Below are 18,520 nucleotides of genomic sequence, written 5' to 3'. Positions count from 1 at the left end.
CCGCATGACTGGTGACGGCACGCGGGTCGTGCACGCCGGGCTGCCTTCGCCTGTGCCGGGCCGCTCGTTCCTGCCGGGTCCGGCCTTCGGCGCGCCGTACCATCTCGATCCGGTCCTCGGGCCGCAGCCCGGTGTCGACGGTTACGGTCGCACCGACAACCCGACCTGGCGCGCCCTGGAAGCGGCGATCGGCGGCCTGGAAGGCGGCGAGTGTGTGACGTTCGCCTCCGGCATGGCCGCCGTCAGCGCGGTGCTGCTCAGCGTCCTGCGGCCCGGCGACACCGTCGTGGTCCCCGCCGACGGCTACTACAAGACCAGGGCCTTCGCGTCCTCGCACCTCGCCGAGCGCGGCGTCACGGTGCTCGAGGCGCCGACCGCCGGGCCCTACCCGGCCCTGGACACCGTCCGGCTGCTGCTGATCGAGACCCCGGCCAACCCGGGCCTCGACGTGTGCGACATCGCCGAGCTGGCCGCGCGTGTCCACGCCGGCGGCGGGCTCGTCGCCGTCGACAACACCACGCCGACCCCGCTCGGGCAGCGCCCCCTCGACCTGGGCGCCGACATCTCCGTCGCCTCCGGCACCAAGGCCCTGACCGGCCACTCCGACATCCTGCTCGGCTACGTGTGCACCCGCGACCCGGAGCTGGCCGCGTCCCTCACCGCCTGGCGCGGCTCCACGGGCGCGGTGGCCGGGCCGTTCGAGGCGTGGCTCGCGCACCGCTCGATCGGCACCCTCGACCTGCGCCTGGCCCGCCAGACCGCCAACGCGGCGGCCGTCGCCGAGCTGCTCGCGTCGCACCCGGCGGTCTCCTCGGTGCGCTGGCCGGGGCGGCCCGAGGACCCGGCGTACGCGGTCGCGTCCCGGCAGATGCGCCGCGTTCCCGGCGTGGTGACGTTCACCCTCGCCGACAAGGCCGCCGTCGAGGTGTTCCTGGAGGCGTCGGCGCTGGTGTTCGCGGCCACGTCCTTCGGCGGGCTGCACAGCTCCGCCGACCGGCGGGCGCAGTGGGGCGACGACACCCCCGACGGGCTGATCCGCTTCTCCTGCGGCGTCGAGGACACCGATGACCTGGTCGCCGACGTGCGGCGGGCACTGGACGCGGTCGTCGCCTGACACAGCGTGGCACGCTGACCGGCCGACAGCGCCGGCTTGACCGTGCGGTTAGGGTCGGCGCGTGGAAACGCCAGAGAAGACCCGGGTCGCCGTCGTGTTCGGCGGCGGCAGCACCGAGCACGCGATGGCCGGCGTCGGCGCCGCCGACCTCTTCGACGCCCTCGACGGCGGCGAGTTCGAGATCGTGCCGATCGGGGTGACCCGGGAGGGTCGCTGGGTGCTCAGCGCGGCCTCCGACGGGCCGTCCACTGATCTGGTGCCGGCCGGCGCGGCCGTCACCGTCGTCGACGCCCGCGACGGGGTGGCCCGCCTCGGCGGCATCGACGTGGTCTTCCCCGTCCTGCAGGGCGTGTTCGGCGACGAGGGGACCATCCAGGGGCTGCTGGAGATGGCCGGCCTGCCGTATGTCGGGTCCGGGGTCCTCGCCGCCGCCGTCGCCATGGACCACGACTTCTCCCGCAAGCTCGCCGCCGCCGCCGGCCTGCCGGTCACGCCGTATGTCGTGCTCAAGGGCACCTCGGACGTCACCGCCGCCGACCGTGCGCGCCTCGGCCTGCCGGTCGTGGTCCGCCCAGCCCGCGGCGCGGGTGGCGTGACCGAGGTCACCGACTGGGCGGCGCTGCCGGCGGCGGTGACCGCGGCCCTCGCCGTCGACGCGAAGGTCGTCGTCGCCGCCGCGCCCGCCGGCCGGCGGATCGCCGTCGGCGTCCTGGACACCGGTGCCGCCGACCGGCCCGAGGCCAGCGTGCCCGGCGAGATCGGCGGCGACCGGGTCGCGGCACCCGCCGACCTCGACCACGCCGTCGAGCGCCGGATCCGGGACCTGGCCGTGGAGGCGTTCGTCACGCTCGACTGCGCCGGGCTGGCCGTGGTCGAGTGCACCGTCACCCCGGACGGCGGGATCTTCTTCGACCGGATCGACACCATGCCCGGGTTCGACCCGGGCGCGCCGTTCCCCGTCGTGTGGCAGGCCAGCGGGGTGGCGTATCAGACGCTGATCTCTAGGCTGGTCAAGGCGGCCGTGCGGCGCGGGACCGGCCTGCACTAGCCGCTGTATTCCGACGAGTGCACGTTGACGTAGTAGCGGCCCGGGTCGTCGCGCAGGCGCCGGGCGAGCTGGGTGCACGTGGCGACCGACCCCGACCAGGTCGGCGCCGTCAGCGCGACGCTGACCGGCCCGTTCCTGCCCGGCCGGCCGGCGTGGATGTGGGCGGCGTCGATGGTGCCGTCGACGTTGCGGACGCGCAGCACATAGCAGAGCCGGCCGTCGCGTCCGGGTCGCCCTTGCCCTTCGGGACCTCCTGCTTCCCGGTCAGGTCCGCACCCAGCGACAGCGTCCGGGGCGCGGCCGCCGCGGCGGCCGGCAGAGTACGCGTGGCTCTCCTCCTCGTTCGGTGGTTACACCTGTGCTACCGAGGGGAGATCGGTCTTCAGCAGTGCGTGGTGCCCGGGTCGGCGAACGGCACGGTCGCGACGATCGGTGCCGAGAGGTTGACCAGCCACGCGCCGTCGGCCTTCGCCGGCACCACGACCCGCAGCGGGACCTGGCGGTCCACCGTCGTCCAGACGGTCTCGTCGCCTCGCTCTTCCGGATACCAACATACGTCCGACAGGCCCAGGAGCTGGGCGTCTTGCGGAATCGCCCGCTTACCGACGGTGCCGCAGGACAGCACGATCGCCGGGTCGCCGAACGCCGCGTGCTGCTCGGGGCCGGCGCTGACGGGACGCCGGTGCAGCCCGCCGAGGGTCTCCGGCAGGCGCGCCACCAGGGCACGGCAGGTCGCCGCGGTGGCCTCGTCCATCGGCGCGGCGTCGGTGCGCACCGTGCCGGTCGCCGCCGCCTTCGGGAAGCCGCCGAGCAGCCAGAACGCCAGGACGCCGACCACCAGCGCGACGGGGATTGCGATGGCGGTGGCGATCCTGGCGGGGCTCTTCGCCGCCATCTATAAGTGCACCACCGAGCAGGTCAGGGTGCGGGTGATGCCCGGCACCAGCTGCACGTTGCTGACGATCAGCTTGCCCAGCTCGTCGACGCTGCGCGCCTCCGTGAGCACCACCACGTCATACGGCCCGGTGACCGCGTCGACCCTGACGACCCCTGCCAGCTCCTGGATGGCGGTCGCCACATCGCGTGCCTTGCCCACCTCTGTTTGGATCAGGATGTATGCCTGTACCACGACACGACTCCTTCCTGCGCCACGCGAGCGCTGATCAGCGCTGAACCTACCGCACCATGGGAGGCAGCGAACCAGCAGCCGTGCGTGATCGTGCCACAACACGCTGCGTCAACCGCAACATCGCGCATTCAGTTTTCACATTTTTGGTCAAATTGGAGGACGGGTGACCGTTGCAACCGCCGGGGAGTTCGGGCTCATCTCACGGGTGACAGCTCGGCTCGGGGCGGCCTCGCCCCTGGTCCTGCTCGGGCCCGGCGACGACGCGGCCCTGGTCGCGACGCCTGACGGCCGGGTCGTGGCCAGCACCGACGTGCTGGTGGACGGCCGGCACTTCCGCCGCGACTGGTCCACCGCCCGCGACATCGGCCACCGCGCCGCCGCCGCCAACCTCGCCGACATCGCCGCCATGGGCGCCCGCCCGACGGCGCTGCTGGTAGCGCTCTGTACCCCCGCTAACCTCGAGATCACCTGGGCGGAGGAACTTGCGGACGGTCTGGCCGCCGAGGCGGGCAAGGTCGGGGCGGTCGTGGTCGGCGGCGACATGTCCGCCAGCCCCACCTTGACCATCGCCGTGACCGCGCTGGGCAACCTGGAGGGGCGGGCGCCGCTGGTGCGCACCGGGGCGCGACCGGGCGACGTCGTGGCGATCTGCGGGCGGATCGGGTACGCGGCGGCCGGGTACACCATCCTCTCCCGCGGCTTCCGCTCCCCGAAACTGCTGGTGGAGGCGCACCGCCGGCCGCAGGTGCCGTATGCGGCCGGACCGTCGGGCGCCCGGCTCGGCGCCACGTCCATGATCGACGTGTCCGACGGCCTGCTGGCCGACCTCGGCCATGTCGCGACGGCCAGCGGCGTCGGGATCGACCTGCACCGCTCGGCGTTCGTAGTGCCCGAGCAGATGCGCGACGCGGCGACCGCCCTGGGCGTCGACCCCTACGGCTGGATCCTCGCCGGCGGTGACGACCACGCGCTCGCCGCCACGTTCCCGCCCTCCATCGAGCTGCCGGACGACTGGCGGGTCGTCGGGGAGGTCCTGCCGGCCAGCCTCTTCACCGCCCGTGACGGAGTGACCGTGGACGGTCGCCGGTACACGGGCGGAGCGCCTGGATGGGACCACTTCCGGTAACGACTGATCACCTCTATACCCTTTACGCGTGACTGAGCTCGACATCCGACTGACCCGCTACGGCTCGCGGGTCGCCACCGAACTGATCAGCGCCACGCTCGCCGACCTGAGCGCGCGCTACGGCGGGGACGGGGACACCACCCTCATCCAGCCGGGGGAGTTCGACCCGCCGCTGGGCGGCTTCTTCGTCGCCTACGTCGACCATGCGCCCGCGGGCTGCTGCGGCTGGCGGACCTTCGCCGAGGACGAGACCACCGCTGAGCTCAAACGGCTCTACGTGGCGCCCTCGTTTCGCGGGCTCGGGGTGGCGCAGCGGCTGCTCACGGCCGTGGAGGAGGCGGCCCGCGGTGCCGGCCGGCAGCGGATCTGGCTCGAGACCGGGACCGCGCAGCCGGAGGCGATCGCGCTGTACGAGAAGGCCGGCTACTCGCTGATCCCTGACTTCGGTCACTACAAGGGGTACCCGTCCGTGCGGTCGTTCGGCCGGACGCTCTGAGCACAAGGAGAAGCCCCGCGACGCCGTCGCGGGGCTTTCTCCATGCTTGCCTTGCCTTGGTGCTGGTCCTGCTTGCCTTGCTTTTGTGCAGGCGATCAGCCGCGAACGACCTTGCCGGCCTTGAGGCAGGAGGTGCATGCCTGCACCTTCCGCGTGGTGCCGCCACCGGCAGGGGTGCGCACCGTCTGAATGTTGGGGTTCCAACGGCGGTTGGTCCGCCGGTGCGAGTGGGACACGTTGTGGCCGAAGCCCGGTCCCTTGCCGCAGACGTCGCACACGCTAGCCACGGGGATCTCCTGGGATTGATTGCGTCTCGGGCTGGAGGCCCCCACCGGACGTGCCGGCGGCGGATTCCAGGTGTCACCGGCCGGCGAACCGGCGGGCAACCCCGCAAGGTTACCTGATGGGACCCGCCGACTCCCAATCGGCCCTTGCCGGGGTCCTGCGCCCTCCTCGCTCGGCGCCGTGCGCGGAAAATGTCGGTGGTCGCCGATAGGCTCTGGCGCGTGCCAGAGAGTGGGGACGGTGCCGTCGTTCGCCGGTGGTGTGCCGCCGGTCTCGACGCGTTGCGTCGGCACCGGTCAGAGATCGACGCCCTCAACGTCTATCCCGTGCCCGACGGCGACACCGGGACCAACCTGGCCCTGACGATGGAGGCCGCGGTCTCCGCCGTGGACGCCGCACCCGCCACGGCCGGCGCCGCCGACCTGCTGGCGATCGCCGCGAGGGGCGCGCTGCTGGGCGCGCGCGGCAATTCGGGCATCATCCTGGCGCAGCTGCTCAAGGGGCTGGCCACGTCGCTGGCCTCGTCGTCGGCGGCCGGGGGAGCCGTGGGCGGCGCTGAGCTGGCGCTGGCTTTGGACGGTGCGGCGCGGTCGGCGTATGCGGCCGTGGCCGCCCCGGTGGAGGGGACGGTGCTGTCCGTCGCCACGGCGGCAGCACAGGCGGCCTCCGAGGCCGCGGCGCGGGTCGGGTCCTCGCCGGGCGCCCCCGCCGCTGCGCCTTCCTCAGCCGAGGCGCGGGTCGGGTCCTCGTCGGTCGCCTCCGCCGCTGCGTCTTCCGGTCCGGGCCTCTCGGCTTCAGCCGCCGCTGCGCCTTCGGGTCCAGGGCTCTCGGCTTCAGCCGCCTCCGTGACGTCCGACGCCTCTGCGATCTCCGGCGCTGCGGCTGTGCCCGCTGCCGCCTTCGACGCTGCCTCTGCCGGCTCTGGCGCTGCGGGTGTGTCCGCACCTGCTTCGTCCTCCGGTGCCGATGGGCCATCCTCCGCGGCGGCCGCCTCCATCTCCTCCTTTGCCGCCACCGCCGCTGGTGACGGTGGGATGGTGGGTGTCGTCGAGGTGGCGCGGGCGGCGGCCGAGGGAGCCAGGGTTGCGTTGGCGCGGACGCCGGAGCAGTTGCCGGCGTTGGCGAGGGCGGGGGTTGTCGACGCCGGTGGGCGTGGGCTGGTCGTGTTGCTGGAGGCGTTCGTGACGTCGTTGACCGGGGAGGCGTCGCCGGTCTTCGTGCCGCCGCCGGTCGTTGCCGGGTCTGCGCCGGGCGGCGTCATGGAGCGCGAGGCCGGGTCGGTCGAGTTCGGCTATGAGGTGCAGTTCCTGCTCGAGGCACCGGCGGCGGCGATCGAGCCGCTGCGCGCGGCGCTCGGCGCGCTCGGGGACTCGCTGGTCGTCATCGGCGACGAGCCCACCTGGCACGTCCACGTGCACGTCAACGACGTCGGCGCCGCCATCGAGGCGGGGATCGCGGCCGGGCGGCCCAGCAGGATCACGGTGACCAGGTTCGCCGAGCAGATCGCGGAGCTGCGCTCGGGCCGGGTGCCGGAGCCGGCCGAGCCGTCCACCGATGCGTTCCCGCCGGTCCCGGCGGGGCAGGGGTCGGGGGTGGTGGTCGTGTGCAGCGGCCGGGGGATCGGCGAGCTGCTCGCCGCCGAGGGGGCCACGGTGCTGACGGGGACGCCGTCGACCGGGCAGATGCTCGCCGCGATCCAGGCGACGGGCGCGTCCAGGGTGGTGGTCCTGCCCAACGACGCCAACGTTCTGGCCGTTGCCAGCACGGCCGCGGCCGAGGCCCGGGCCGCCGGGATCCGGGCCGGGGTGGTGCCGACGCGGTCGCCGGTGCAGGCGCTCGCCGCGATGGCCGTGCGGGACACGAGCCGGCGGTTCGAGGACGACGTGATCGCGATGGCGGAGGCCGCGGCCCGGTGCCGGTCGGCCGAGCTGACCGTCGCGGCCCGTGAGGCGCTCACCGTCGCCGGGCGATGCCAGCGGGGCGATGTGCTGGCGATCGTCGACGGAGAGGTCAACCTGATCGGGCAGGACCTGGAGCGCACCGCGTGCCTGCTGCTCGACCGGATGCTGCTGGCCGGCGGCGAGCTGGTCACCCTCATCGCCGGGCAGGGGGCGCCCGCGGGGCTGGGGGAGACGCTGCGCGGGCATGTCGCCGCGGCGTGGCCGTTCGTCGAAGTCCAGTGCTACGAGGGAGGCCAGCCGCACTATCCGCTGCTGGTCGGGGTGGAGTGAGCCGGTGACCGAGATCGACCTGACCACACCGTTGCAGAAGGTGATCGGCAACGGCGCGAAGCTGCTCGCCGACAGCCTCAACCTGCACACCGTCGGTGACCTGGTCTATCACTTTCCCCGCCGCTACGAGCAGCGGGGCGAGCACACCGACATCCGGTCCCTGGAGATGGACACCGAGGTCACGGTGTTCGGGCAGGTCAAGCGGGTGTCGTCGCGGACGTTCATGCAGCAGCGGGGCAAGACGGCCGGCAAGCGCGGCTCGCTGCTGGAAGCGGTCGTCGGTGACGACAGCGGGGGCGAGCTGAGCGTCACCTTCTTCAACCAGCCGTGGCGGGAGTCGCAGCTGCGGCCCGGCCGGTGGGGACTGTTCTCCGGCAAGGTCGGCCGGTTCCAGAGCAAGCTGCAGCTCAACCAGCCCGACTACATCCTGCTCGACGGCGCCGAGGGGGAGGAGAGCGTCGAGGAGTTCGCCGGCGCGATCATCCCGGTCTACCCGGCGACCGCGAAGGTGCCGACGTGGCGGATCGCCGCCGCCGTGCGCACCGTCCTGGACGTGCTGCCACCCACGCCGGATCCCGTGCCGGCGACCGTGCGGACCAAGCACAAGCTCTCCTCGCTCGACAAGGCGCTGCGCCAGATCCACCGGCCCGACGACAACGAGGCGCGGTTCAAGGCGCAGCGCCGGCTGAAGTGGGACGAGGCGTTCGCGCTCCAGCTGACCCTCGTGCAGCGCAAGCACCGCGCCGCCGACTGGCCGGCCCGGGCGCGGCCGTTGCGCGACGACGGGCTGCTGGCGAGCTTCGACGCCCGTTTGCCGTATGAGCTGACCCGCGGCCAGCGTGACGTCGGCGACGAGATCGCGGCCGACCTGGCCCGGCCGCACCCGATGCACCGCCTCCTGCAGGGCGAGGTCGGCTCCGGCAAGACCGTGTGCGCCCTGCGGGCCATGCTGCAGGTCGTCGACGCCGGCGGGCAGGCCGCGATGCTCGCCCCGACCGAGGTCCTCGCCGCCCAGCACCACCGCAACGTGATCGACCTGCTCGGCGAGATGGCCCGCGCCGGCGAGCTCGGCGGCGCCGCCGACGCGACGCGGGTGGCGCTGCTGACCGGCTCGCTGGGCGCCGCGGCCAAGCGCAAGGTCCTCGAGGAGATCGGCTCCGGCGCCGCCGGCATCGTCGTGGGCACCCACGCGCTGCTGTATGAGGGCGTCGCGTTCAAGGACCTGGGCCTCATCGTCGTCGACGAGCAGCACCGCTTCGGGGTCGAGCAGCGTGACGCGCTGCGGGCCAAGGCCGACCAGCCGCCGCACGTGCTGGTCATGACCGCGACCCCGATCCCGCGGACGGTCGCGATGACGGTCTTCGGCGACCTGGAGACGTCGGTGCTCAGCCAGCTGCCCAACGGGCGGTCACCGATCGCGTCGCACGTCGTGCCCGCCACCGACAAGCCCGCGTTCCTCGACCGCGCATGGCGCCGCATCCGCGAGGAGGTCGCGGCGGGTCACCAGGTGTACATCGTCTGCCCCCGCATCGGCGACGCCAAGTCCGACGGCGAGGACCTGCCCGCCGGCGACGACGAGCGCCGCGCCCCGCTCGCCGTCCTGGACGTCGCGCCGCAGCTGGAGGAGGGTCCGCTGCACGGGCTGCGGATCGGCATCCTGCACGGCCGCCTCCCGGCCGACGAGAAGGACGCGGTGATGCGCTCCTTCGCGGCCGGCAAGCTCGACGTCCTGATCGCGACCACGGTGATCGAGGTCGGCGTCGACGTGCCCAACTCCACGATGATGGTGATCCTCGACGCGGACCGCTTCGGTGTCTCCCAGCTGCACCAGCTCCGCGGCCGGGTCGGCCGGGGCAGCGCGCCGGGGCTGTGCCTGCTGGTCACCGAGTCCGGTGAGGGCACCGCCGCGAGGACCCGCCTCGACGCGGTCGCCTCGACCACCGACGGCTTCAAGCTCGCGGAGCTCGACCTCGAGCAACGCCGCGAGGGCGACGTCCTCGGCGCGACCCAGTCCGGCCGCCGTTCCCACCTGAAGCTGCTGTCGCTGCTGCGCGACGCCGACCTGATCGGCGACGCCCGGGCCGAGGCGATCGAGCTGCTGGAGGACGACCGTGAGCTGACCCGCCACCCGGGCCTCGCCGCCACCGTGTCCCAGCTCGTCGACGAGGAGCGCGCCGAATACCTGGAGAAGGGCTGACCTAGCCGGATCGCGCCCCCAACGGGACGACGGCGGCACCCCGCGACGTGTGACACCCGTGACGCCTCGACAGGGACGCCTGCGATGCCTCGACGGGGGCGTCCGTGACGCTTTCATGGGGCGGTGATGGGGGCCGGGGTTCGTGATCGAAGGACGATCCTGGTCATTCGCGCGACCTGAACCGTCCTTCGACCATCACGAGGGCCGGCCAGCACCCGCCCAGCAGCGCCTGCATCTCGCCGTCGTCGTTGCTGTCGCCGGGCGTGATCTCGGTAACCGTCTCGACCGGCTGTTCGGATTGAATGCCCGTACAACACGAAAAATCGGAAATGGCGGTGTTGAGAGTGGTACAGGTCACTCGCTGGGCGCGCCTAGGCTGGATGGCGTGACACGCATCGTGGCCGGCACGCTCGGCGGCCGGCGCCTCACGGTCCCCGCGGGCCAGGGCACCCGGCCGACCTCCGACCGGGTCCGGGAAGCCCTGTTCAGCAGCCTGGAGGCCATGGTCGACCTCGACGGAGCCAGGTTCGCCGATCTGTACGCGGGCTCCGGCGCCGTCGGCTTCGAGGCCTGCTCGCGAGGGGCGGCGCACGTGCTGCTCGCCGAGTCCGACGCGAAGGCCGCCAGGACGGCACGGGGCAACATCGCCACGCTGGGCGTCGGCGGCACCGTCAAACTGGTCGCGGACAAGGTCGAGCGGCTGCTGCAGCAGGAGCCGGACGAGCCGTTCGACGTCGTGTTCGTCGACCCGCCGTATGCCGTGACGGACGAACGGGTCGCCGCCGTTCTTGAGGCCCTCGCGGCGCGGTGGCTCGCCGACGGCGCGATCGTCGTGGTCGAGCGCAGCAGCCGGGGTGCCCCGATGCGCTGGCCCGGGGGTCTGGTCCAGCGCGCGGAGCGGCGCTACGGCGAGACGACGCTGTGGTATGCCGAACGCGACGCGGGCGTGTGACGCGGACCCCCCGAGGCTCTTTGGTACGGTCCCCGCTCATGAGGCTTGGGCTGGTGCAATGAGGCGCGCGGTGTGTCCGGGTTCGTTCGATCCGGTCACCAACGGACACCTGGACATCGTCGGACGCGCGTCGAAAATGTTCGATGAAGTCGTCGTCGCGGTGCTGATCAACACGAGCAAGGCCGGGCTGTTCACGGTCGAGGAGCGGCAGGAGATGCTCGCGGAGGTGACGGCGCCGTACACCAACGTGCGGGTCGACGCGTTCCAGGGCCTGCTGGTCGACTTCTGCCAGGCCAACGACATCAGCGCGATCGTCAAGGGCGTCCGGGTCGCCGGCGACTTCGACTACGAGCTGCAGATGGCGCAGATGAACTACGGACTCGGCGCCATCGAGACGCTCTTCATGCCGACCAACCCGAAGTACTCCTTCGTCTCGTCGAGCCTCATCAAAGAGGTCGCGAAATGGGGCGGCGACGTTTCGCCGCATGTGCCCGACCTTGTGGCAAACCTGCTGCGAGAAAGGCTCGTAAAACCCTGAAACTGAGGGCTTCCCGTGTGGCGATGGAGCGGCATCATGGTTTGGGCCGCATGATGGTGGACGTTGTTTGCCGTGGGGACAGGGAGTGACCGCAAGTGGATCCGCTCGAGAGCATCGACCAGATCATCGCGCTGGTCGAGGGTGCACGGTCGGCGCCGATGTCGCGGAGCAACTTCGTGGCCGACCGCGCCGAGATGATCAACCTGCTCGACCAGCTGCGCGCCGACCTGCCGGGTGAGCTCCGCCGGGCCACCGCGCTGCTCGACGAGCGGGACAAGATCGTCGACGCGGGGCGCCGCGAGGCCGAGCGGATCATCACGGAGGCCGAGTCGGAGCACAACCGGCTCGTGTCGATCAACGAGATCGTCGTCTCCGCCGAGCACGAGGCGTCCCGCATGATCAACGAGGCCCGGGCCGAGACCCAGCGCCTCCGCGACGAGGTCGACGACTATGTCGACACGGCGCTGGCGAACTTCGAGCAGTTCCTCACCCGCTCCCTCGCCTCGATCGAGCGTGGCCGCGACAAGATGCACGCGCTGCGCGAGATAGGCTCTTTCACACCGTCCGGCGACGACGACCGGCCGCTGCCGTTCTGACCGAGAACGCAGGGGCGATTCGACGGGAGTTCTGCCGCTCGGGTAGCCTTGTCCGTCGGCCCTGCCTGGCCGGAGTCTGAAGATGCCAAACCATTCGCACCCGCACCTCGATCCCCGCAAGCCGCTGGTCCTCGAAACGGTTGACCTGCCGCGCCGCCCGGGGGCGATGCATGCGGTCTCGCGGCGGGTGCCGGCACCCGAGGACCTCGGTCTGGAGCTGATCGGCGTGCCTGTCGGCGCCGAGCTCGACCTCCAGCTGCGGATGGAGTCGGTGTCAGAAGGCGTTCTCGTCTCCGGCACCGTCACCGGCCCACTGGTGGGCGAGTGCGGACGCTGCCTGCGCCCGATCAGTGCCACGTTGGACGTCCCGATCCAAGAGTTCTATGCCTATGCGCACAGCACCACGGACGAGACGACCGACGAGGACGAGGTCGGACGGCTGCAGGGCGACCTGATCGACCTGGAGCCGGCACTGCGGGACGCGGTGGTGCTCTCCCTGGCCGCCAACCCCGTGTGCCGTGAAGACTGCCCAGGGCTGTGCCCCGACTGCGGGGTGCCGCTGGATGAGCTGCCCGCGGGTCACAACCACGAGCAGGTCGACCCGCGCTGGGCCGCCCTGACCCAGATCCAGCACTCAGAGGAGTAAGACCCGTGGCCGTTCCGAAGCGGAAGATGTCGCGCAGCAACACCCGGTCGCGCCGGAGCCAGTGGAAAGCCGTCGCGGTGCAGACGCAGCCGTGCCCGCAGTGCCGCTCTCCGAAGCTGTCCCACGCTGCCTGCTCGGTCTGCGGCACGTACAACGGCCGTCAGGTCATCGAGGTCTGATTTCCGGATCCGGGTGACGCGATCCGACAGGTCGCCGCACGACGGGCAGCCCCCGTCCGGCACCGCGCGGATCGCCGTCGACCTCCTCGGCGGGGACAGTGCTCCCGCCGTCGTGGTTGACGGCGCTCTGCGCGCGTGCAGCGCCGACCCAGACCTGCATCTCCTCCTCGTAGGGCCGCGTGAGACGGCCGACGAGGTCCTTGGCGCGCTCGCGGTCCATGACCGCGGGCGCGTCAGCGTCAGCGTGGTCGACCGCACCGTCGGCATGGGCGACTCCCCGTTGCGCCATGTCAGGCGGTCCTCGACCGTTCGTGCCGCCGCCGAGGCGGTCTACGGCGGTCACGCCGACGCGATGATCTCCGCGGGCTCCAGCGGCGCCGCCGTCGCCGCGTCCGCCCACGTCCTCGGCCGGCTGCCCGGTGTGCGCCGGCCCGGCCTCGCCGCGCACGTGCCCACCCCGCACGGCCCGGTCCTGCTGCTCGACGTCGGCGTGACGATCGACGGCACCATGCTGGAGCTGGTGCAGCATGCGGTCCTCGGCGCCGCGTACGCCTCAGCCGCCCTCGGCGTCGCGGACCCCCGCATCGGCCTGCTGTCCATCGGCAGCGAGCCGGGCAAGGGCGACCGGCTCCGCAGGGCTGTCGCGGTCGCGCTGTCCGACACCGCACTGCCCGCCGGCGGGCGGTACATCGGCCTCGTCGAGGGCCACGACGTGCCGCAGGGAGGCCCGGCCGACGTGGTCGTCACCGACGGTTTCACCGGCAACATCCTGCTCAAAGGCATCGAGGGTGCCACCGGCAGACCTGCGACCGGCCGGGCGGAGCAGGGCGCGGCCCTGCTCGGCGTCGCGGGCACGGTCGTGGTCTGCCACGGCTCCGCCGACGGCCCCGACATCGCTTCCGGCATCGCCCTCGCCGCCCGCCTGCACCGCGAGGGGGTCATCCCCGCCGTGGCCCGGCTCGCCGACGACCTGCTGACCGAACTCTCCTCGGCCGGCGGCCTCACCATCCGTGACGCACTAGGAGAGCGCTCGTGACGAACCCGACCCCACTCGAGGCCGCCTTCGAGGTGCACTTCGATCCCGACATGCTCCGGCGGGCGCTGACCCACCGGTCCTTCGCCTACGAGAACGGCGGCCTGCCCACCAACGAGCGGCTCGAGTTCCTCGGCGACGCCGTGCTCGGTGTGGTGATCACCACCGCGCTGTTCAACAACCACCCCGACCTCGCCGAGGGGCAGCTGGCGAAGCTGCGCGCGAGCGTGGTCAACATGCGCGCCCTCGCCGACGTCGCCCGGCGCCTCGGCCCGGAGGGCATCGGCCCGTTCCTGCTGCTCGGCAAGGGCGAGGAGGCCACCGGCGGGCGCAACAAGGCCAGCATCCTGGCCGACACGCTCGAGGCGCTCATCGGCGCGATCTACCTCCAGTACGGCCTGGACACCGCCGCCACGGTGATCCACAAGCTGTTCGACGAGCTGATGGCCGAGGCCGCGCTGCGCGGCGCCGGGCTCGACTGGAAGACCAGCCTGCAGGAGCTCACCGCCGGTCGCGGCCTCGGCGTCCCCGAGTACCGCATCGACGAGGAGGGCCCCGACCACGCCAAGCGGTTCACCGCCTGGGTGATCGTCGCCAAGCGCCGCTACGGCGGCGCGCAGGGCGGCAGCAAGAAGGAGGCCGAGCAGCGCGCCGCGGAGGCGGCCTGGCGCGAGCTGTCCGCCCGACCCCTGGAGAAGGGCGACGATGGCCACGGTGACTGAGGTGGTCCGGCGCCGGGGCACGCAGATCATGTGGGCCCTGCCGCTGGCGGTGTACGCGCTGAGCCGCCTGCTCCAGCTGGCGTTCGTCTGGTGGATGGCCGACAACGGCGAGGTCCGCAGCCGGCTGCTCGCCTGGGACGGCGGCCACTTCGTCCGCCTCGCCGAGGAGGGCTACCCGGCCGGGTACAGCTACACCACCGAGGGCGCGCTGACCGGCAACGGGCTGGCGTTCTTCCCCGGGTACCCGATGCTGGTGCGCATCGTGCACCTCACGACCGGCCTGGAGGTCGGCACCGCCGCGATCACCGTGGCATGGATCTCCGGCGCGTTCGCCGCGGTCCTGATCTGCGCGCTCGGCACCCGCCTGTACGACGAGCGCGTCGGCCTGGCGCTCACCGCCCTGTTCTGCACCCAGCCGATGTCGATGGCGCTGTCGATGGCGTACTCGGAGGCGCTGTTCGTCGCGATGGTCGCCGGCATGTTCCTCTTCGCGCACCGTGGCGACTGGCTGTTCGCCGGGCTGTTCGGCCTCGGTGCCGCGCTGTCCCGCCCGACCGGCGCCGCCGCCGCCCTCGGGCTCGCGGTGGCCGCCGCCATGGCCGTGCACCGCAGCCGCCGCGCCGCCCGCGAACAAGACGTCCACGAAGATGCCCACGAAGGCGGCGACGAAGGCGGTGGCGAGGACGGTGAGGACGGCGGCAGAAAGCCCATCTGGCAGCCGATCGCCGCCGCGGCCCTCGCGCTCGCCGGCGTCCCCGGCTACCTGCTCTGGGTCGGCCTGCGCGTCGGCGACCTCGGCGCCTGGTTCGACATCCAGACCGCCGGCTGGGGCACCACGTTCGACTACGGCAGGTCCACGTTCGAGTTCGTCCGCAACGCGTTGCGCACCGGCGACGGCTGGATCCAGGTGAGCGTCGCCTGGATGGTCATCGGCGTCGTCGTGCTGGCCGCCGTGGCCGTGGCGAAGAAGGTCTGGGTCCCGCTGCAGGTGTACGGCCTGATCGCGCTCGTCCTGGTCCTCGGCCAGGGCGGCTACTACCACTCCAAGCCGCGGCTGCTGGTCCCGGTGCTGCTGATCCTCGTCCCGCCGGCGATCGCCCTGGGGCGGGCGAGGCCCCGCACGGCGGCGCTAGTGTTGTTGGGCTGCGCGGCGTTCGGGTTGTGGTACGGCTCCTACCTGATCACCGTCTGGCATTACGCGATCTGACCCCTTTGGAGACCGATGCCTGAGCTGCCCGAGGTCGAGACCGTCCGCCGCGGCCTCGACAAGTGGGTCTCCGGCCGGCGTATCGCCACCGTCGAGGTGCTGCACCCGCGGGCGATCCGCCGCCATCTGCCCGGCGCCGTCCACTTCGCCGACGTCCTCGCCGGGCGGCTCGTCGGCGCGGTCCAGCGCCGCGGCAAATACCTGTGGCTCCCGCTGGACGACGAGGACGCCCTGGTCGGACACCTCGGCATGTCCGGCCAGCTGCTCATGCAGCCCGTCGAGGCGCCGGCCGAGATCCACCTGCGGGTCCGGTTCACCTTCGACGACGACGGCCCCGAGCTGCGCTTCGTCGACCAGCGCACGTTCGGCGGCCTGGCGGTGTCCGCCGGCGGCGCGATCCTGCCCGCCGAGCTGGTGCACATCGCGCTCGACCCGGTCGACCCGTCGTTCTCCGACGACGCGTTCGTGGAGAACCTGCGCCGCCGCCGCACCGACGTCAAGCGGGCGCTGCTGGACCAGACGCTGATCTCCGGCGTCGGCAACATCTACGCCGATGAGGCGCTGTGGCGGGCGAAGCTGCACGGCGCGCGGCAGACCGACCAGCTGTCCCGCCCGGTGGTGCGGCGGCTGCTCGGGCACGTCCGCGACGTGCTCAACGAGGCGATCGGGCAGGGCGGCACCAGCTTCGACGCGCTGTACGTCAACGTCAACGGCGAGAGCGGCTACTTCGACCGCTCGCTCAACGCCTACGGCCGCGAGGGCGAGCCGTGCGGGCGCTGCGGCAGCCCGATCCGTCGTGAGGCGTTCATGAACCGGTCGTCCTACTCCTGCCCGCGCTGCCAGCCGCGGCCGCGGATCCCGACGGCAGCGCGGACCCCGCGTTGATCAACCGGTGCGGCCGGGGTCGGCGCGGCAGCGGCGTCGGCGGGTTGAGCTCGGCCAGGCCCGGCACCTGACCGCACCAGGCGGGCAGGTCCGAATACGGGTCGGGGGCGCCGAGGTCGGTCACCATGCCGAAGCCGGCGCCCCGGGAGACCTGCAACCGGGCCGCCTCGTCGAGCTCCCACGGCGGCACCGCGTGCACCAGGTGCCCGTCGCCGGGCAGCGCGCCCGCGCCGTTCCACCGGCGGTAGTCGCGCCAGCTGCCGTCGAAGACGCAGATCGGCAGCCCCAGGTCGCGGTACGTCTGATCGGGCGGGCCGCCCGGATTGAGCACGACGTCGGGCAGGTCGGCCCGCTGGGCGAGCCGGGCCGCGATGGCGACCGGGCCGATCGAGTGCGGGCTGACCGGCACCTTGTCCAGGAACACGCCCTGCACCGGGTAGCCGGCCCATCGGTACACGTCGGCGCGGATCTGCTCGACCGGCCTGGTGGACAGGTCGAGGTCGACATAGCCGAGCAGCCGCACGCCGGCGGTGGCGAGCCTGCTCAGAGCGGCCGTGTACGCCGGGTCGCGCCCGCTGCCGGGGCCACCCGCGACGTCGACGACGACGGTGAACGCGGAGCCGTGCCCCGCGACGATCTCCCATGCGTGTGGCCGGGCGAGGGGATGCGCCCGCAGTGGCAGGAGCGTCGGAACCCGGTCCACGACCGGACTAACGATGCTGGGCCCCCTCAAGCACGGCCGGTGTCCACGGTCCAGTAGGGCGTCCTGCCGCGCATCGCGGCGCCGACGCCGATGGACTTCGTGGCACAGTCCAGCAGGATCTCGCGGTCGTTGCCGTCGCGCAGCCAGCCCTTGACGACGTCGCCGGCGTCACCGCCCTTGCCGACCAGCTCGTCGGCGAAGCCGCTGTAGCCTGCCCGGCTGACCCGGTCCTGCGGCGAGCTGCCGTCGCTGCCCTGTGACCCGCTGAAGTCGTGGGTGAGCATGTCGGCGCTGTGCGCCCTGGCCGCGGCCCGCAACTGCGGGTGCATCCGCAGCGCCTCGCACTTGGCCTTGCGGCGCTCGCTGTTGACCAGCTGCACGACGCGGTCCTCGTAGCCGCTGTTGAAACTGGCGTTGACCGTGGGGGTGGCCTTGCCGGTGGTGGTGGCGGTGCTCGGCGGGGCGGCACTGGAGGCCGCCTCGGTGGCCTCGGCGCCCTCGGGGGCGGCGACCGGCGCGGGGGTGGCGGCCGCGGCGGCCGAGGGCTCACCCCCGCCGTCGGTCAGCGCCGGGATGATCATCGCGCCGATGCCGAAGAGGATCAGGACCGCCGTGACGGCGGCGGCGATGCCGGTGGGACCGAGCCGGGCCACCAACCCAGGCTGCGGCGCGGTCATCGCGGATCTCCTCAAGCTGGCCGAAATTCTTCGACACGACGCTACTTTGCAGTGGCGCTTGCGGGCAACCGGTGGCACACTGCCACGATCGGCTACAGGGGTGTGATCACGCACCCGGGTGAGTGAGAACACCCTGGCCAGGACGTTTGGCGTGCCGGTTGGCTTGACTAAGTCGCCGCCCGGGCTGAACATAGAGGGGTCGCCAGTCGCGCCCAATCATGCCCTAGTGCTTCGGTCGCGGGTGCTGGGCGCGCGTTTGCCGGAATCCGACCGGCTGCGCTTATCAAGGAGACGATATGGCTAAGGCCCTCTTCGGCCACGTGGGCGGCGCGCCCGATCGGCGCCTCGTAGACGAGGTCACCCAACTGCGTGCCAAGGTTCGGGCGCTCGAGTTCGAGGTCGTCCGGCTGCGCGCCGAGAATGATCGGCTCGCTGCGGCGGCCGCCGAGACGGATCACCTGGTCCGCCTCGTCGAGCCGGCGATGGCCTGACCCTAGGCCCTCGCTCGAAGAAGAACGCCGGCGGATCCGGCGCTCTTCGATGGAACCTACGCAGAACTGAATAGCAAACCCGCGCGCCGACATCCTCTGGGTATCGGCGCGCAGTCATGTCGAGCTATCGCGCCATCACACGCCGTCAACATGATGCGTTGGCGGCGTGCAGTCATGTAACGACGCAGCGTCGACAATGGTTGCGAATGGCTCTTGGGCTGCGATTCCGGTGCCACTGAATCGCGCATTATGGTGTGTGGCGCTG

Annotated in this window: 23 protein-coding genes; 16 read left to right on the top strand and 7 right to left on the bottom strand. The window is 72.3% G+C overall.

The features are described 5' to 3' along the window. Positions 1–4: 4 nt before the first annotated feature. The gene (locus OHA72_RS00320; protein WP_327005850.1) at positions 5–1,114 is read left to right on the top strand and encodes a cystathionine gamma-lyase; all 1,110 of its coding nucleotides are present in this window, start codon (positions 5–7) and stop codon (positions 1,112–1,114) included. Positions 1,115–1,175: 61 nt separating this feature from the next. Then, positions 1,176–2,162, top strand: coding sequence for a D-alanine--D-alanine ligase (locus tag OHA72_RS00315; RefSeq protein ID WP_327005849.1), 987 nt, complete (start codon positions 1,176–1,178; stop codon positions 2,160–2,162). On the opposite strand, the gene OHA72_RS00310 is transcribed toward OHA72_RS00315, so the two are convergent. The 3 genes from OHA72_RS00310 to OHA72_RS00300 form a co-directional block, all read right to left on the bottom strand. Further along, positions 2,159–2,365, bottom strand: coding sequence for a CHRD domain-containing protein (locus OHA72_RS00310; protein ID WP_327005848.1), 207 nt, complete (start codon positions 2,363–2,365; stop codon positions 2,159–2,161). The two genes, OHA72_RS00315 and OHA72_RS00310, sit on opposite strands and share 4 nt — an antisense overlap. Before the next feature lie 179 nt (positions 2,366–2,544). Further along, positions 2,545–3,057, bottom strand: coding sequence for a DUF3515 domain-containing protein (locus OHA72_RS00305; RefSeq protein ID WP_327005847.1), 513 nt, complete (start codon positions 3,055–3,057; stop codon positions 2,545–2,547). Beyond that, positions 3,058–3,291, bottom strand: coding sequence for an Lrp/AsnC ligand binding domain-containing protein (locus OHA72_RS00300; RefSeq protein WP_033357797.1), 234 nt, complete (start codon positions 3,289–3,291; stop codon positions 3,058–3,060). It abuts the gene before it with no gap. Positions 3,292–3,454: 163 nt separating this feature from the next. Here OHA72_RS00300 and OHA72_RS00295 point away from each other — a divergent pair, with 163 nt between their 5' ends. Next, positions 3,455–4,417 (top strand): thiamine-phosphate kinase, encoded by a 963-nt coding sequence (locus OHA72_RS00295; RefSeq protein ID WP_327005846.1) that lies wholly within the window; start codon positions 3,455–3,457, stop codon positions 4,415–4,417. A gap of 28 nt (positions 4,418–4,445) precedes the next feature. Next, the gene (locus tag OHA72_RS00290; RefSeq protein WP_327005845.1) at positions 4,446–4,913 is read left to right on the top strand and encodes a GNAT family N-acetyltransferase; all 468 of its coding nucleotides are present in this window, start codon (positions 4,446–4,448) and stop codon (positions 4,911–4,913) included. A gap of 95 nt (positions 4,914–5,008) precedes the next feature. Here OHA72_RS00290 and rpmB read toward each other — a convergent pair whose 3' ends face one another. Next, positions 5,009–5,200, bottom strand: coding sequence for a 50S ribosomal protein L28 (gene rpmB, locus OHA72_RS00285; RefSeq protein WP_033357799.1), 192 nt, complete (start codon positions 5,198–5,200; stop codon positions 5,009–5,011). Between the two features lie 219 nt (positions 5,201–5,419). On the opposite strand from rpmB, the gene OHA72_RS00280 reads away from it, so the two are divergent. Together OHA72_RS00280 and recG are read left to right on the top strand one after the other, a co-directional pair. Continuing rightward, the gene (locus OHA72_RS00280) at positions 5,420–7,429 is read left to right on the top strand and encodes a DAK2 domain-containing protein (RefSeq protein WP_327005844.1); all 2,010 of its coding nucleotides are present in this window, start codon (positions 5,420–5,422) and stop codon (positions 7,427–7,429) included. 4 nt (positions 7,430–7,433) lie between these two features. Further along, complete coding sequence (recG, locus tag OHA72_RS00275; protein WP_327005843.1) at positions 7,434–9,626, top strand: ATP-dependent DNA helicase RecG; 2,193 nt, start codon at positions 7,434–7,436, stop codon at positions 9,624–9,626. 163 nt (positions 9,627–9,789) lie between these two features. Here the strand turns inward: recG and OHA72_RS00270 are convergent, their stop codons facing one another. Further along, complete coding sequence (locus OHA72_RS00270; RefSeq protein WP_327005842.1) at positions 9,790–9,984, bottom strand: hypothetical protein; 195 nt, start codon at positions 9,982–9,984, stop codon at positions 9,790–9,792. 27 nt (positions 9,985–10,011) lie between these two features. On the opposite strand from OHA72_RS00270, the gene rsmD reads away from it, so the two are divergent. From rsmD to mutM, 9 genes are all read left to right on the top strand, one after another. Next, the gene (gene rsmD, locus OHA72_RS00265; protein ID WP_327005841.1) at positions 10,012–10,578 is read left to right on the top strand and encodes a 16S rRNA (guanine(966)-N(2))-methyltransferase RsmD; all 567 of its coding nucleotides are present in this window, start codon (positions 10,012–10,014) and stop codon (positions 10,576–10,578) included. A gap of 58 nt (positions 10,579–10,636) precedes the next feature. Then, a complete protein-coding gene (coaD, locus tag OHA72_RS00260; RefSeq protein WP_327005840.1) occupies positions 10,637–11,116 on the top strand; it encodes a pantetheine-phosphate adenylyltransferase in 480 nt (159 codons plus the stop codon). A gap of 95 nt (positions 11,117–11,211) precedes the next feature. Further along, positions 11,212–11,712, top strand: coding sequence for an ATP synthase subunit B family protein (locus OHA72_RS00255; RefSeq protein WP_203846260.1), 501 nt, complete (start codon positions 11,212–11,214; stop codon positions 11,710–11,712). An 82-nt stretch (positions 11,713–11,794) separates the two neighbouring features. After that, a complete protein-coding gene (locus OHA72_RS00250) occupies positions 11,795–12,358 on the top strand; it encodes a YceD family protein (RefSeq protein WP_327005839.1) in 564 nt (187 codons plus the stop codon). Between the two features lie 5 nt (positions 12,359–12,363). Continuing rightward, on the top strand, positions 12,364–12,537 hold the full coding sequence (rpmF, locus tag OHA72_RS00245) for a 50S ribosomal protein L32 (RefSeq protein ID WP_327005838.1): 174 nt from the start codon (positions 12,364–12,366) through the stop codon (positions 12,535–12,537). Between the two features lie 13 nt (positions 12,538–12,550). After that, a complete protein-coding gene (locus OHA72_RS00240) occupies positions 12,551–13,573 on the top strand; it encodes a phosphate acyltransferase PlsX (protein ID WP_327005837.1) in 1,023 nt (340 codons plus the stop codon). A gap of 50 nt (positions 13,574–13,623) precedes the next feature. Continuing rightward, positions 13,624–14,292, top strand: coding sequence for a ribonuclease III (gene rnc, locus OHA72_RS00235; protein WP_327011953.1), 669 nt, complete (start codon positions 13,624–13,626; stop codon positions 14,290–14,292). Then, positions 14,285–15,499: a mannosyltransferase family protein gene (locus OHA72_RS00230; protein ID WP_327005836.1), complete on the top strand. Its 1,215-nt coding sequence runs from the start codon at positions 14,285–14,287 to the stop codon at positions 15,497–15,499. Before rnc ends, OHA72_RS00230 begins: the two co-directional genes overlap by 8 nt. A 15-nt stretch (positions 15,500–15,514) precedes the next feature. Beyond that, positions 15,515–16,384 carry a bifunctional DNA-formamidopyrimidine glycosylase/DNA-(apurinic or apyrimidinic site) lyase gene (gene mutM, locus OHA72_RS00225; RefSeq protein ID WP_327005835.1) on the top strand — a complete coding sequence of 290 codons (870 nt, stop codon included), beginning with the start codon at positions 15,515–15,517 and terminating at the stop codon, positions 16,382–16,384. Here mutM and OHA72_RS00220 read toward each other — a convergent pair. Then, complete coding sequence (locus OHA72_RS00220; RefSeq protein ID WP_327005834.1) at positions 16,305–17,087, bottom strand: spherulation-specific family 4 protein; 783 nt, start codon at positions 17,085–17,087, stop codon at positions 16,305–16,307. The genes mutM and OHA72_RS00220 overlap by 80 nt on opposite strands. 26 nt (positions 17,088–17,113) lie before the next feature. Beyond that, a complete protein-coding gene (locus OHA72_RS00215; RefSeq protein WP_327005833.1) occupies positions 17,114–17,764 on the bottom strand; it encodes a CAP domain-containing protein in 651 nt (216 codons plus the stop codon). A 296-nt stretch (positions 17,765–18,060) separates the two neighbouring features. Here OHA72_RS00215 and OHA72_RS00210 point away from each other — a divergent pair, with 296 nt between their 5' ends. Beyond that, complete coding sequence (locus OHA72_RS00210; RefSeq protein WP_033357811.1) at positions 18,061–18,255, top strand: hypothetical protein; 195 nt, start codon at positions 18,061–18,063, stop codon at positions 18,253–18,255. Positions 18,256–18,520: the final 265 nt, after the last annotated feature.

The sequence above is a fragment of the Dactylosporangium sp. NBC_01737 genome (genome assembly GCF_035963215.1).
Classification (GTDB): domain Bacteria; phylum Actinomycetota; class Actinomycetes; order Mycobacteriales; family Micromonosporaceae; genus Dactylosporangium.
This window is presented reverse-complemented; position numbering and strand designations above follow the sequence as displayed.

Bases quoted from the DNA above. Each gene is read 5' to 3' on its own strand.
- rnc (WP_327011953.1), top strand. From the start codon at position 13,624: ATGCTCCGGCGGGCGCTGACCCACCGGTCCTTCGCCTACGAGAACGGC.
- OHA72_RS00305 (WP_327005847.1), bottom strand. From the start codon at position 3,057: ATGGCGGCGAAGAGCCCCGCCAGGATCGCCACCGCCATCGCAATCCCC.
- coaD (WP_327005840.1), top strand. From the start codon at position 10,637: ATGAGGCGCGCGGTGTGTCCGGGTTCGTTCGATCCGGTCACCAACGGA.
- OHA72_RS00250 (WP_327005839.1), top strand. From the start codon at position 11,795: ATGCCAAACCATTCGCACCCGCACCTCGATCCCCGCAAGCCGCTGGTC.
- OHA72_RS00215 (WP_327005833.1), bottom strand. From the start codon at position 17,764: ATGACCGCGCCGCAGCCTGGGTTGGTGGCCCGGCTCGGTCCCACCGGC.
- OHA72_RS00320 (WP_327005850.1), top strand. From the start codon at position 5: ATGACTGGTGACGGCACGCGGGTCGTGCACGCCGGGCTGCCTTCGCCT.
- mutM (WP_327005835.1), top strand. From the start codon at position 15,515: ATGCCTGAGCTGCCCGAGGTCGAGACCGTCCGCCGCGGCCTCGACAAG.
- OHA72_RS00210 (WP_033357811.1), top strand. From the start codon at position 18,061: ATGGCTAAGGCCCTCTTCGGCCACGTGGGCGGCGCGCCCGATCGGCGC.